Raw genomic sequence first — 13,175 nt, 5'->3', positions numbered from 1 at the left:
CCTCTTTCTAGTATACTGAACCCTCCAAATGGAGGTGCTGGATCTTGCTTGCGAGATTTGGCTCAAAGAAAAAAGATGATAAGTTAGCGCTGTGCTGGAGCAGATCCAATCATGGCTATACAGAAAGCCCCTCCTCATCTAGGTGAGGAGGGACATAAATTGCTTTGCTTTGAAAAGCTTCTCTCTACTGTGCAATTCTGTAGAGAACTCCCCTTTAGCTTGCCCGGGTGTTAGCTACTTACAGCCCTACCGAAGCGTTCAAGGCGCTGAAGCGTTTCGCGAATGTCCATTTCTGTGGTACGAGGATTGATCGTACAGAGGCGCAATACTGTCTGGCCGCGCAGCACCGTGGAGGTCAGAAACGCAAAGCCATCCTTTAGCATCGCCTCAACGATCTGTTGATTGAGCAGATTGAGATCGCCACTAAACTGGGAATCGTGGATATAGCGAAAGGTAATGATGCCGAGCTGGGCCGGTGTGATAATCTCCCAGCAACCGGCTTGTTGTAAGTGCTCCTGCGTGTATTCGGCCAGCTTGATACCGCGTGTAACTGCCTGGCGAAATGCGGAGAGGCCAAAGACTTTAAGCGACATCCATAGTTTAAGCGCACGTGCGCTACGCGTAAGCTGAATGCCATAGTCGCGGAAGTTTACCTCTTCTTCGACGCCAGCGACATCACGTAAAAATTCAGGGAGAACGCTAAACGTCTCGCGCAACCAGCGGCTCTGGCGCGTGATGACGCAACCAATTTCAAAGGGCTGAAAGAGCCATTTGTGGGGATCGAGGACCAGCGAATCGGCCTGGTCGAGCCCTGGCAATAATGCGCTCCCGGCTTCGCTTAAAACTGCGGCACCGCCATGGGCTGCATCGATGTGCAGCCATAGATCCTCTGCCTGGCAGATCTCGGCGATCTCGACGAGGGGATCTATCGCGCCTGTGTTTGTTGTTCCCGCATTTGCAATCACACAGAAGGGCAGTTTCCCGGCCGCGCGATCCCTGGCAATGGCTTCTTGAAGCTCAGCTAAGGGCAGACGAAAATGCCTATCAGCGCGAAATTTATGGAGTTGTTCAGCAGAAAAGCCCAGCAGCTTTAAGGCCCTGTCGACGGCCGAGTGAGTTTGATCTGAGCAATATATGACGGCCTTGCGAATATCGCTGTGTAGCTTCATGTGGCGGGCCGTCGTTAGCGCCGTCAGCGTTGCCACCGAGCCGCCGCTGACGCAGAGACCGCCAGCGCCTTCAGGCAAAGCGCACAACTGGCGTAACCAGTCAATCACTACAAGTTCGACCTCGGCTGGTCCTGGCCCAACTTTCCATGAGCCAACAAATGGATTGAAGCCCGAAGTGAGTGCATCGGCCATTACGCTCACGAAGTTACTCGGACTGGGAATGAAGGCAAAAAAGCGTGGGTGATCAAGTGGCATGCTCTGGGCAAAAATATCGCGCTGCACTTGCTGGAGAACTTGAGCAATATCGCTGCCTTGCTCGGGTAAGGGCTCGTGCAAGCGCTGCTCCAGTGTAGTGCGATCGGCTTTTTGGGCTAGCGAAAGCTCCGAAATATGCTCGTAGTGATCGATGATCATATCAACTACTTGATAGCCTAGAGCGCGCATTTGAGCATGTGATAATTGGAGTTTCTCTGCGGATGGATGGTCGTGCATTTTCTCAAACCTCTGTTCCTTGAAGTGTCTACTTGCCTGGCGGCCAGGGCTTCCGGGCACCTGCAAAAGCCGCGGAAATACCTGTAATCAGGGAAGCTGATAGAGATAGATATGGCTCTTTCCCTTAATATATAAGGATATACGAAAGAAGATATCTCAGTCTTGCATGTTCTTGCTGCTGGATAGGAGTTGCCCGGGAGTAATGCCATAGACCCGCTTGAAGCGCCTGGTAAGATGGCTCTGGTCGGTAAAGCCGGTCTCGCTGGCAACGCTGATGATGGGCGTACCGGCTAACAAGAGATTTTTAGCTTGCATAAGACGAATCTGGTTGAGGTAAGCGTGAGGAGGGAGTCCCATTGTATTGTGGAAGACGCGTACGAGGTGATAGGAAGTCAAACCAGTGAGGCTGGCGAGTTGTGAGAGCGAAATGTTCTGGGCGAAATGAGCTTCGATATATTCCCTCGCCAGCTTGACGGCTTGCGGCTCTTTTCTGCCTGATGGTAGAGAAAGAGGACACTCTGCGTAGCGCGTGAGCAGGGCTGTGTAGCTCCAAAGGAGCCAGGATTCGCGTTCAAGAGTGCTGGCCTCGTTAACAAGTGCCGCGTGCAGGCGGTGCAGGAAGCTGGCTATCTCAGGGTCAGTAATAATCGGGTTGGGGAAAAAGTAGCTCTTAGCAAAGCGTTCCGTGATATTGCCTGCTATGCTCCTGATAAGTTCCATATGTGGATAAAGAGCTCGGTAAGCCCAACCATTTTTGCTGTAGACCTGGCCGGTATGCACTTCGCCAGGATTGAGCAATACCAGGCTGCCGGCGGGTGCCAGGTGGGTTGTCCCACGATACCAGATAGTTCCTACTCCCCTGTCGATTATGCTAGTCGCAAAGTAGCTATGGCTGTGTGGCGCAAAAGCATGGGTGAAGTAGGTAGCGTGCATGATCTCTAGATTTTCATGCTCTGGATAGCGCCAGAACTCCACCCGTTCCTGCAGGTGCTGTCTCTTCATAAGCTTGCAGACTTCAATCTATGGATATGTCCCTTTCCTCAAGGATACCATAATTTGCAGAGATGAGCACTGCCTAAAAGAAGCAAGCGTGCGATGTGCTCGAAGACACGCTATTAGAGCGTGGTAATTTTAAAGCTGCTTACTTCTACGTCTAATCCCATACTGCTCAAACCAAGTGGACCTGTTGAGACCATATCCATGCGGCTTATAGACTTGCTTATCTCGGTTCCATCCACAATGAAGCGCGTTTCGTCGCCTTGTACTTCCACGCGATATGTGCGCCAGTTAGTGCTAGGGGCGAAGTCGATTTGCTCCACGCCCGCGTTTACATTGACTTGATTGGTGAGAATCTGGGCAAAGCCAGCGTAGCCTGTAATCTTCGGGTCTTGTGAATTGAGGCCCATAACTTCAGCCTCAAATCCATCTTTGTTTGAGGTGTTGCGTGAAAAGATGAAGAAGTTGTTGATGATAGGTTTTAATACATGTGTGATGCGGACGTTAGCTTCGATGACATAGTTGGAGGTGCTCGGCTGATAAGGAACAATGATTGTAGAGGCAGAGGTGTTATGGGCTGCTAGTTGTCCATTGACAACGGTCCAGCCTTCGTTGTGTTGCCAGCCGTCAAGGCCGTGGGACCAATCGGCTTGATAGAGTGTAGTAGGGGCTTTGGTGGCTGTTGGGGTGGCTGGCACCTGAGTAGGTGTAGGGTGAGAGGTCTGGGAAGGGCTGGATGGGGTCTGAGAGCAGGCACCTAGAGAGAAAATAAGATAGATTGCCAGGAGCAGACCTGAAATGCTTAATTTCCTGGCCGTGAAACGGCTTTTTTGGGTGTGTGGATGTGAGCCCCGCGGCGTGGGAGGCTCTTGAGCTCTCTTTCCTGAGAAAATGTAGATGGGAGAATCTGCTAAACTGCGAGGCGGGTTTTGCTGCGCCAAGTGGTGAAAGTTATGTTTTACCAAAGGATGAGCCTCCTTCTATTCAAGCGTACTATAACGTTTCATATAGTCATGAAACGTTATAGTACAAAAAACCTGATTATTTCGCTGGCGACTCCATAATAATATGTGCATATGTAACTGTCAATAATATTTTTCATAGTTACTTTTTGCTTAAAGTTGTTGTTTCATATAGCCATGGTATATAGCATGATAAGCCCTTCCAGCTTGTGAAGGCTGGCAACCTGAAGTGAGCAAGCCGTGTTTATAGCGTTTTCCAGCTTGGATGAAGAAGAATAGAGAGCCTGCGCAGGTTATAAATTAGCTTGCATTTCGCTGCTAGCTTGAGATCGTATGCGCTTTGTGGCATACTCCTATCATTAAGCAGTATGCCTGTTGCAGATGACCTCCAGTTCATCCCCTGCAATCTAAAAGAGCAATCTGCCAGTGGTATACCCGCGATGGATGCTATTGAAACAACGAGGGAGTTGTACATAATGCACGTCGGAGTAGGATTGCCCACAGGAGTTCCAGGCGCGAAAGGGCAGCTTGTCATTGAGTGGGCTCGTAGGGCCGATGAAGGGCCATTTTCTAGCCTGGGTGTAGTTGATCGACTCGTCTATGATAGTTACGAACCTCTGACGGCGCTTGCGGCGGCCGCAGCCGTTACACGGCGTTTAAAGTTAGCAACTACTATCGTCATCGGACCTTTGCATACGACTGCTATGCTCGCGAAAATGGCAGCTTCGCTGGACGCCCTCTCGGATGGGCGGCTGGTGCTGGGCCTGGCGGTGGGTGCTCGTAAGGAAGATTATGATGCGGCTGGGATCGCCTATCGCGGCCGCGGTAAACGTTTCTCAGAACAGCTATCCATGCTCAGATCCGCGTGGGAAGAGCACACCTTTGGCCCCTTAGCCGCGCGCTCGCGCGGTCCTGACTTGCTAATTGGTGGGCTAAGCGATCAAGGCTTTGCACGCGTCGCCCGCTATGCCGATGGATATGTCCATGGCGGCGGTCCCCCAAGAGCATTTGCGCGTGCAGCTGACAAAGCGCGTGCGGCCTGGCGGGATGCCGGAAGGCCTGGAAAACCGCAAATCTGGGCCCAAGGCTATTTCGCTCTGGGTGAGCAAGCCGCCGAGGCCGGAGCAGCTTATTTAAAAGACTATTATGCCTTTACGGGCTCATTTGCGGCAAGAATAGCCGCCGGGCTTCTTACCAGCCCACAAGCCATTGCCCAGTTCATTCGTGGCTATGAAGAGGCCGGCTGCGATGAGCTAATTCTTTTTCCCACAGTTCCTGATCTTGCTCAACTGGAGCAACTTGCCGCCGTACTCCAGATGCTGGGTAGAGGAGTTACCTTTACTGATGAGAAGGGCGCACTGGCAGGAGAGCCATCATGAAAATTGTCATTCTTGGTGCAGGGCCGGCCGGCCTTTATTGCGGTCTGCTCATCAAAAAAGTCAATCCTGATCATGAAATTACAATCATCGAGCGCAACCCTGCCGATATAACTTATGGTTGGGGAGTCGTTTTCTCAGATCGAACTCTTGCCGCTTTCCAGCGCGCTGATTATAAGACATTTGAGCAGATCAGAGATCGCTTTGTGATCTGGGATGCAATTGATGTGCGCTATCGTAACGAAACCATACGCTGTGGTGGGCATGTCATTGCCAGTATCGCCCGTAAGCTCTTGCTGGGTATTTTGCAGAGGCGCTGCCAAGAATTGGGCGTCAGGCTGCAATTCAATCGTGAGATACATGAGCTCAGCGACCTGCCTGAGCATGATTTGTTGATCGCCGCCGATGGAATCAATAGCCTGGTGCGCAAGACCTACCCCGAGATTTTCAGGCCCCAAATTACGCCTGGCAAGGCTCGTTATATCTGGCTTGGCGCGCATAAAGTTCTTGATGCCTTTACCTTTATCTTCCGCGAAAATGCAGACGGGCTCTTCCAGGTTCATGCCTATCCGTTTAGCGGCGATACCAGCACCTTTATCATCGAGTGCGATGAGTCCTCCTGGCTTAATGCTGGCCTGGATCAAGCGAGCGAACAGGAGAGTCTGGCCTATTGTGAGCGGCTTCTGGCTGCCGATTTGCAGGGCGCCCCGCTCCTCTCTAATAATTCAAAATGGATCAATTTTCCCACGCTTAAGACGCGAACCTGGCACCATCAGCGTATTGTCTTGTTGGGTGATGCGGTCCATACCGCCCATTTCTCCATCGGCTCAGGGACCAAATTAGCGATGGAAGATGCGATTACCCTGGCCGGAGCTATCGAGCAGTATGCTGATCTGCAGACAGCTCTCAACGCCTACGAGCTGGAGCGCAAGCCGGTTGTGGAGATCTTCCAGAATGCAGCGCAAGAAAGCCAGGCCTATTTTGAGACTCTCAAGCGTTACCTGGGCCTTGCGCCGATGCAGTTCACCTTTCAGTTGCTCACGCGAAGCGGCAGAATCTCGTATGATGATCTTAAGTTTCGTGACCCCAATTTCGGCGATGCTGTAGATCGCTGGTATACCCGCGAGGCGGCAGCGCAGGTTCAAGCGGTCCCTCAGTCAGCTTCGATCTTTGCGCCTCCTCCTATGTTTACGCCCTTAAAGCTACGGGAGCTTACTCTGGCAAGTCGGATAGCTATTGCGCCGGCTGAGGAAGCTCATGCAGATCAGGGATTAGTGGATGCTTCCTATACGGCACGATTTGCCAGTTATGCCAATGGTGGGGCAAGTCTGCTCGTCACTGATACCGTAGCTGTTTCGGCGGAGGGACGCATTACACCCGCCGATGCTGGTATATATCGGGATGAGCACGTCAAGGCCTGGGCAAGATGCGCTGAATATATACATAAGCATACCTCGGCAAAGCTGGCCATCCTGCTCAATCATGCCGGTCGTCGGGGCTCGACACGGCCACGCAGCGCGGGTTTGGATAGGCCGCTGAGACAGGATAACTGGCCGTTGCTCTCAGCCTCAGCTTTGCCCTATACTTCCCAGAGCCAGATACCCCGCGAGATGGAGCGGGCCGATATGGATCATGTGCGGGATGAATTTGTGCGTGCGGCGCAGTTGGCTCAAGAAGCCGGGTTCGATCTGTTACAGCTCCACTTTGCGCATGGTTACCTGCTGGCCAGCTTTCTTTCGCCTTTGTCGAATAGGCGCAGCGATGAATACGGCGGCGATCTGGCGCAGCGCATGCGTTTTCCTCTTGAAGTCTTTGATGCGGTGCGGGCATGCTGGCCCGCCGAGAAGCCGCTTGCCGTTGCCCTCACGGCTTCGGATTGCGTCAAGGGTGGCAACGATATCGAGGAGGCAGTCGTTATTGCCAGTACGTTAAAGGAGCACGGGTGTGATATGATTGTGGTACTGGCTGGGCAGACAACTGTAGAGAGCGAGCCCGCTTACGGACGTGGCTTCTTAACCTCTTTTAGCGATCATATTCGCAATCGGGCGAGAATAGCCACCGTGGTAGGGGGCTACCTCACAACGAGTAATGAGGTAAATACTATCCTGGCTGCCGGTCGCGCCGATCTCTGTATGATAGAGCCTTCTAAGCCTGATCAGGACGTGCCTGAGCTGCAGCAGTTAGCTCAGATCAGCAAAGCCTTGCAACCCGAGATAGTCAAGAGAGGATAAACGCTTATGCCTAACGATCATAATCTTCTCCTTAAGGGCCTGCGAGCTGTAGTAACGGGGGCAGGACGTGGCATTGGGCGCAGCATTGCCCTGGCCCTGGCTCAAGCCGGAGCCAATGTCGCTATCAGTGCGCGTACCGAAGCTGACCTGAGTAGCCTGGCTGCCGAGATCGAGGCCCTGGGATCTCAAAGCCTGCAAATTGTCTGTGATGTCACCGATGTAGAGCAGGTGCAGCGCATGGCCGAGACAGTCAGCGAGAAGTGGCAAGGCATAGATATCCTGGTGAATAATGCCGGGAATGCGGGCAGCCATAAATTCCTTAATCATCCTGATGAGCTCTGGCACCGCATGCTCTCTATTAACCTGACCAGCGTTTATTATGTAAGCAAAGCCTTTGTGCCCAGGCTCATAGAACAGCGCTCCGGGCGTATCATCAACGTCGCTTCAATTGCCTCCCGCGTTGGAGGGCGCTACGTCGCGGCATATACGGCTTCCAAGCATGGTGTGCTTGGCCTGACGCGGGCTCTGGCTGTTGAGCTGCTTCCATATAATATCACCGTCAATGCGATTTGCCCGGGCTACGTGGATACGCCGATGACTGATTCAAGCGTTAGCAATATTGCAGCCCGTACGGGTATGGCAGAAGAGCAAGCACGTGAAGCCCTGGCCAAAACAAGCCCTCAGCAACGGCTGATAGAGCCGGAAGAGGTTGCCGCAGTCGCGGTGTTCCTTGCCCTGGACAGTAGCAAAGGCATTACGGGCCAGGCCATCAATGTTGATGGTGGAGGCGTAATGTCATAGAGAGGCCAAAGGAGGTCTGTAATGAGCTATGATTTTCTCTACACGGTGGATGATGGTGTGGCAACCCTGACATTTAATCGCCCCGAAGTCCTCAATGCCCTTACCTTCGAGGTGTATGCTCAATTGCGTGATCTGTTCGAGAAGTTACGCTATGATGAGGCCGTGCGTGTGGTGGTGATGACAGGAGCCGGCGATAGCTTCTGTTCCGGTGGGGATGTACATCAGATTATCGGTCAGTTGTTGGAACGCGATATGAAGGGGCATCTGGAGTTCACGCGTATGACGGGTGCAGTAGTGCAGAATATGCGCCTGCTGGATAAACCGATCATTGCTGCGCTCAATGGCATGACGGCCGGTGCCGGATCAGTACTCGCGCTGGCTGCCGACCTGCGCCTTGCCTCCGAAAAGGCCCGCTTCGCCTTCCTTTTTACTAAAGTTGGCTTGACCGGATCTGATATGGGGGCGGCATATCTGCTCCCACGCATTGTAGGGATGGGACGCGCCAGCGAGCTCCTCCTCTTTGGCGATACCGTTGATGCCGCAACTGCCGAGCGTTACGGATTGGTGAATCGCGTCGTGCCGCATGATGAATTGTTGTCCACAGCTCTGCAGTGGGCCAAACGCCTGGCTCAGGGACCGACAGTAGCTATTTCAATGACCAAACGCATGCTCAATCATGAGCAGAGCATGGATCTCATTTCTGCCCTGGAAGCCGAAGCTCAGGCTCAGGCCTTGTTGCTTATGGGTGAGGATCATCGCCGCTTCTACGAGGCATTTAAGGCCAAAGAGAAGCCACGCTTTGTCGGTCGTTAAGCTGACCGCGCTTTACCTATCTATTCATCGTGATCTTTACGCTTATGAGCGGGATTGATAGCTATATATTCAGTCCTGGCTTTTGTACTACAGAGAAAGGCGCTCATGGAAAAAGAGATTATTAATCCTCCCGCCTTAGCCCGACCCAGCGGCTTCAATCATGGCATTCGCGTCTCTGGGGGCTCCCTCCTCTTTTTAGCCGGCCAGACCGCCAACGATGCTGAAGGGCGCGTTGTCGCGCCGGGGGATCTGGTAGGCCAGTTTGAACAGGTGCTGCGTAACCTCAGAGCCGTCGTTGAGGCGGCGGGTGGCAAGATGCAAGATATTGTGAAGATCAATATTTTTGTCAGCGATCGCGATGCCTACCAGGCCCACCTTAAAGAGCTAGGCAAGGTTCATAGAAGCTTTTTTGGGTCCTATTATCCTGCCACTGCCCTCTTTGAGATCTCACGCTTTTACCAGGATGGAATCTTGTTGGAAATAGAGGGCATGGCGGTCATCGGCTCTGAAGCATAAAGGGAGTAAGCTCATGGATTTCGAATTGACTCCAGAACAGCAGCAGATCCAGTTGCAAGCCCGCCAGTTTGCCGAGCAGGAGGTGGCGCCTCTCTCGCGCGAGGCCGATGAGAAAGGCATTTTTCCCCTGCCACTGATCAAACGCATGGGCGAGCTGGGATTTCTGGCCGGACCTGTCAGACAAGAGTATGGGGGCGCGGGCATGGATTACGTCAGCTATGCCCTGCTTTGTGAAGAACTGGGGCGCGTTGATTCTTCTGTACGCGGTTTCTTGACAGTCCATGCCAGCCTTGTCTCTCTCTGCATTCAAGATTGGGGGACTGAGGAACAAAAGCATTACTATTTGCCGCGCCTGGCGACTGGCGAGTGGATCGGCTGCTATGCGCTTACCGAGCCAAATGCCGGCTCTGATGCCGCCAGTCTAGAGACTACAGCGCGCGAAGAGGGCGAGGAGTATGTTCTCAATGGCGAGAAGATTTGGATTACAAATGGCACCAGTGCCCATCTTGCCATTGTGTTTGCCAGTATGGACCGCTCATTGCGCCATAAGGGCATCTGTGCATTTCTCGTGGCCACCGATACTCCCGGCTTCTTACGCGAGCCGATGCCCGGTAAAGAGTTGGGGCATAGCGCCTCAGAGCATGTGCATATCACGCTCAAAGAGTGCCGAGTCCCAAAAAGCGCTTTATTGGGGGCTGCTGGCGATGGTTTCAAAGTAGCCATGTCGGCCCTGGATAGGGGACGTCTGGGCGTAGCGGCTGGCGCTGTGGGCATAGCACAGGCCTGCCTGGATGCCTGCGTGGCCTATACGAAGCAGCGGCGGCAATTTAATCAGCGCCTTGCCGATTTTCAAATGGTGCAGGCTGAACTTGCGAATATGGCTGCTGATCTTGAAGCCTCGCGCTTGCTCGTTTATCGGGCTGCCTGGGCTAAAGATCGCGGCTTGCCCACAACTCAGGCCACCTCGATCGCAAAACTATTTGCTACAGAGGCCGCGATGAAAGCCGCCTCACAGGCAGTATTACTCCATGGGAATCGTGGATATTCTAATGAATATCCAGTCGAGCGTTATTATCGGGATATCAAGGGGCTACAAATCTACGAGGGGACCAGCCATATTCAGCGCATAATTATTGCCCGTGAGCTGGTTGGACGTGATCGTTAAACATGGACTGAGATGTCTGTTTATCTCGCCAAAGGAGGAGATGAGATGGCCTATTCAGAGTACTGGAATCCGAAGACAGAGACGCTACCCCGTGCAGAATTGCAGGTATTGCAGCTTGCTAAACTCCGGCACTTATGCGAGTGGGCATATGCTACAACTCCCTTTCACAAACGACGTTTCGATGCCGCTGGCTTCAAACCGGAGCAGCTAAAGACCCTTGATGATATTCGCCGCATCCCCTATATGACCCGCGAGGAATGGATGCAGGCGCAGATGGAACAACCCCTCTTTGGTGATCTACTCGCCACCGATCAAAGAAATGCCATTCGTTATCATCTCACATCGGGCACAAGCGGCCGCATTCCTATTCGCGTGCTCGATAGCATGAAGGATTGGGACTGGATCAGCGAAATGTGGTGCTATGGGCTCTGGGCCTTTGGCGTGCGTCCCGAAGATGTAGTGTATTTTGCCTTTGGCTATGGGTCATTTATAGGCTTTTGGGGGCACATTATTGCTGTGAGAAGATAGGTGCGCTGGTCATTCCAGGCGGAGCGCAGACGACTGAGGCCCGTATTAAACAAATTGTCGAGATGGGTGTGACAACTGTCTGCTCAACGCCTACCTATGCCTTGCATCTCTGGGAAAAGGCCCGTGAGATGGGCATTGACCTGGCTAAGGAGAGCAAGGTCAATAAGATTATCCTCTCGGGCGAGCCTGCTGGCTCTATTCCGGCGGTAAAGCATCAGCTTGAGGAAGCCTGGGGAGCAAAATGCGGCGATACGGCAGGAATGACTGAGGTAGGCACGATCATGATCTTTGAATGCTCTCATCAGCCCGGCGGGACGCATATTATTGAAGACCATTTCATTGAGGAAGTGTTGAATCCGACAAGCGGTGAGCCTGCAGGCTATGGTGAACTTGGCGAACGCGTGGTTACCTCTTTTGGACGAGGATTTATTCCGGCTATTCGCTATCGCACCAAAGATATGGTCATGAGGGTTCCCAGCAGTACGTGTAGTTGTGGGCGAACCTGGGATATTTATGAGGGCGGCATTCGCGGGCGCTGGGACGATATGAAGCTCATCCGCGGCACGAATGTCTATCCGCGCGCTGTAGAGTCGATTGTACGTGAGTACACCGCTATTGATGAGTTCCAGATCTATATCTGGCGTAAGGACAATGTGCAGGATGAGATAACTGTTAAGCTGGAGATTAAGCACGGCTATGAGGCCGAATGGCCCGAGCTCCAACAAAAGCTTGCCAGGGATCTATCCAATGCCCACGAGGGACTGCGCTTTAATCTCGAACGTATGGAATATGGAGAATTGCCGCACTTTGAACTCAAGGCAAGGCGCCTGGTAGACGCTCGTCCTGTGGCTCAATATTAGCATATTTTTATGCGTGAAAGAGGAGAGAAGCTAATGACAATCGTATCAAGTACCGATCTGCTGGGAAATCCGTTAACTGAGCAAGAAAAGGAATTGCTTGGTGCGTACGAGACCCTCAAGAAGCTGGCTGCTCGTACTGATTTGCCTCCCTGTGCCGCTCAAAATGTTCGCAAAGCTCTGTCTTCCATGTGGCAAGCTACCAATGATCTGGGTCTTCAGTTTGAGCAACTCTATGAGTTTAGCGTATAGCTAAGCTATGTAGTTGAGACCCCTCAGTTTGCTAAGGGAAAGCGCTTTATCCTCGATCTTGCCGGAGCGCTTTCCCCCTTTCTAAAATGATTTGTAGCCCCAGACTGTAAGGAAATACCAGATGGCATGAAAATCATCTGCTAACATTTCTAATAGCATCTGTTCATAGAGCTCATCTAGTTCTTGCTGGGTAGCTACTTCCATCTGCAGGAGAAACGGTTGTCCCAATTTATAGGCAACTTTGAGGTTCTCATAATTGCTATGATATGCTTCACTTCCCACAGAGTAGTTAAGGGCATGCAGTTTCTCTTGTATATTCTGGCAGCCGGCTTTCTCTAAGAAGGCTGCCAGCATCGGCGTGATACACAAGTGAGGGCCGTCAGGGAGCGGATGAAAGCTCTGGCCATTATGGTGGAGTGCCTGGGCATATAATCTCGCCATTTTGTTGCATGCTGCACTGTTGCTAAGGCCCATCTCGTCGAATTCGGTGAGCCGAATGATGCCTCCGGGGCAAGTGACGCGCGCGAACTCATGGAGAACCGCTGGCCAATCTCTCTTATAAAGATATGGGGCTATAAAACGGGCATTGACGATATCAAAAGAGCCATCAGGGAAGTCCAATAGATTTTTGGGGTTCATGGTCTGAAAGTATACATTTTCCAGACCTTGCACCCTGGCCTGTGCTCGCGCATAGTCAATCATATTTCTATTGGTGTCAATGCCCACAACTTCGATCTCCGGGTACATATAGGCCAGCTCTAGAGACCAGCTTCCAGGGCCGCAATATATATCAAGAATGCGATCTACTTGTGAAAGATCGGGATGCTCTACGAATAATCCACCCATAGCAGGCGTGATAAGCATTTCCTGGCGCATCTGGCGTGCGATCTCAGCTCCGCTATCCGCATCGATAAAGTAGTTCTGTCTACGTGAATAGAGTTGTTTGCTTTGTTTTGGTGGCAGCCTCATAGAGATATTGATCCTTTTCTGTAGACTAGAAAACCGATTGCTTTTGCT

At 52.2% G+C, this 13,175-nt stretch carries 13 protein-coding genes; 9 read left to right on the top strand and 4 right to left on the bottom strand.

All coding sequences use genetic code 11. The annotated features are described in order from the left end of the window. Positions 1–230: 230 nt before the first annotated feature. The 3 genes from EPA93_RS18330 to EPA93_RS18320 form a co-directional block, all read right to left on the bottom strand. Positions 231–1,661 carry a pyridoxal phosphate-dependent decarboxylase family protein gene (locus EPA93_RS18330; RefSeq protein WP_129888897.1) on the bottom strand — a complete coding sequence of 477 codons (1,431 nt, stop codon included), beginning with the start codon at positions 1,659–1,661 and terminating at the stop codon, positions 231–233. A gap of 156 nt (positions 1,662–1,817) precedes the next feature. After that, positions 1,818–2,663, bottom strand: a complete 846-nt coding sequence (locus EPA93_RS18325; protein WP_129888896.1) for an AraC family transcriptional regulator — start codon at positions 2,661–2,663, stop codon at positions 1,818–1,820. A 113-nt stretch (positions 2,664–2,776) separates the two neighbouring features. After that, positions 2,777–3,622, bottom strand: a complete 846-nt coding sequence (locus EPA93_RS18320; protein ID WP_129888895.1) for a 3-keto-alpha-glucoside-1,2-lyase-like domain-containing protein — start codon at positions 3,620–3,622, stop codon at positions 2,777–2,779. Positions 3,623–4,095: 473 nt separating this feature from the next. Here EPA93_RS18320 and EPA93_RS18315 point away from each other — a divergent pair, with 473 nt between their 5' ends. The 9 genes from EPA93_RS18315 (at position 4,096) to EPA93_RS18280 (ending at position 12,158) form a co-directional block, all read left to right on the top strand. After that, entirely contained in the window at positions 4,096–4,998 is a 903-nt protein-coding gene (locus tag EPA93_RS18315; protein WP_129888894.1) for an LLM class flavin-dependent oxidoreductase, read from the top strand. Continuing rightward, positions 4,995–7,226 (top strand): oxidoreductase, encoded by a 2,232-nt coding sequence (locus EPA93_RS18310; RefSeq protein WP_129888893.1) that lies wholly within the window; start codon positions 4,995–4,997, stop codon positions 7,224–7,226. Before EPA93_RS18315 ends, EPA93_RS18310 begins: the two co-directional genes overlap by 4 nt. Positions 7,227–7,232: 6 nt before the next feature. Further along, positions 7,233–8,027, top strand: a complete 795-nt coding sequence (locus tag EPA93_RS18305) for an SDR family NAD(P)-dependent oxidoreductase (protein ID WP_129888892.1) — start codon at positions 7,233–7,235, stop codon at positions 8,025–8,027. A 21-nt stretch (positions 8,028–8,048) separates the two neighbouring features. Next, positions 8,049–8,840: an enoyl-CoA hydratase family protein gene (locus tag EPA93_RS18300; RefSeq protein WP_129888891.1), complete on the top strand. Its 792-nt coding sequence runs from the start codon at positions 8,049–8,051 to the stop codon at positions 8,838–8,840. Positions 8,841–8,945: 105 nt separating this feature from the next. After that, positions 8,946–9,356 (top strand): RidA family protein, encoded by a 411-nt coding sequence (locus EPA93_RS18295; RefSeq protein ID WP_129888890.1) that lies wholly within the window; start codon positions 8,946–8,948, stop codon positions 9,354–9,356. A 13-nt stretch (positions 9,357–9,369) separates the two neighbouring features. Next, entirely contained in the window at positions 9,370–10,521 is a 1,152-nt protein-coding gene (locus EPA93_RS18290) for an acyl-CoA dehydrogenase family protein (RefSeq protein WP_129888889.1), read from the top strand. A gap of 45 nt (positions 10,522–10,566) precedes the next feature. Further along, entirely contained in the window at positions 10,567–11,049 is a 483-nt protein-coding gene (locus EPA93_RS49135) for a phenylacetate--CoA ligase family protein (RefSeq protein WP_207229584.1), read from the top strand. Next, positions 11,019–11,909: a phenylacetate--CoA ligase family protein gene (locus tag EPA93_RS18285; RefSeq protein ID WP_207229583.1), complete on the top strand. Its 891-nt coding sequence runs from the start codon at positions 11,019–11,021 to the stop codon at positions 11,907–11,909. Before EPA93_RS49135 ends, EPA93_RS18285 begins: the two co-directional genes overlap by 31 nt. Positions 11,910–11,942: 33 nt before the next feature. After that, a complete protein-coding gene (locus EPA93_RS18280; RefSeq protein WP_129888888.1) occupies positions 11,943–12,158 on the top strand; it encodes a hypothetical protein in 216 nt (71 codons plus the stop codon). An 81-nt stretch (positions 12,159–12,239) separates the two neighbouring features. Here the strand turns inward: EPA93_RS18280 and EPA93_RS18275 are convergent, their stop codons facing one another. After that, a complete protein-coding gene (locus EPA93_RS18275; RefSeq protein WP_129888887.1) occupies positions 12,240–13,127 on the bottom strand; it encodes a class I SAM-dependent methyltransferase in 888 nt (295 codons plus the stop codon). Between the last annotated feature and the right edge of the window lie 48 nt (positions 13,128–13,175).

Source organism: Ktedonosporobacter rubrisoli (genome assembly GCF_004208415.1).
Taxonomy (GTDB): domain Bacteria; phylum Chloroflexota; class Ktedonobacteria; order Ktedonobacterales; family Ktedonobacteraceae; genus Ktedonosporobacter; species Ktedonosporobacter rubrisoli.
Note: the sequence above shows the minus strand (reverse complement) of the source record. Positions and strands in the feature narration are given on the sequence as shown.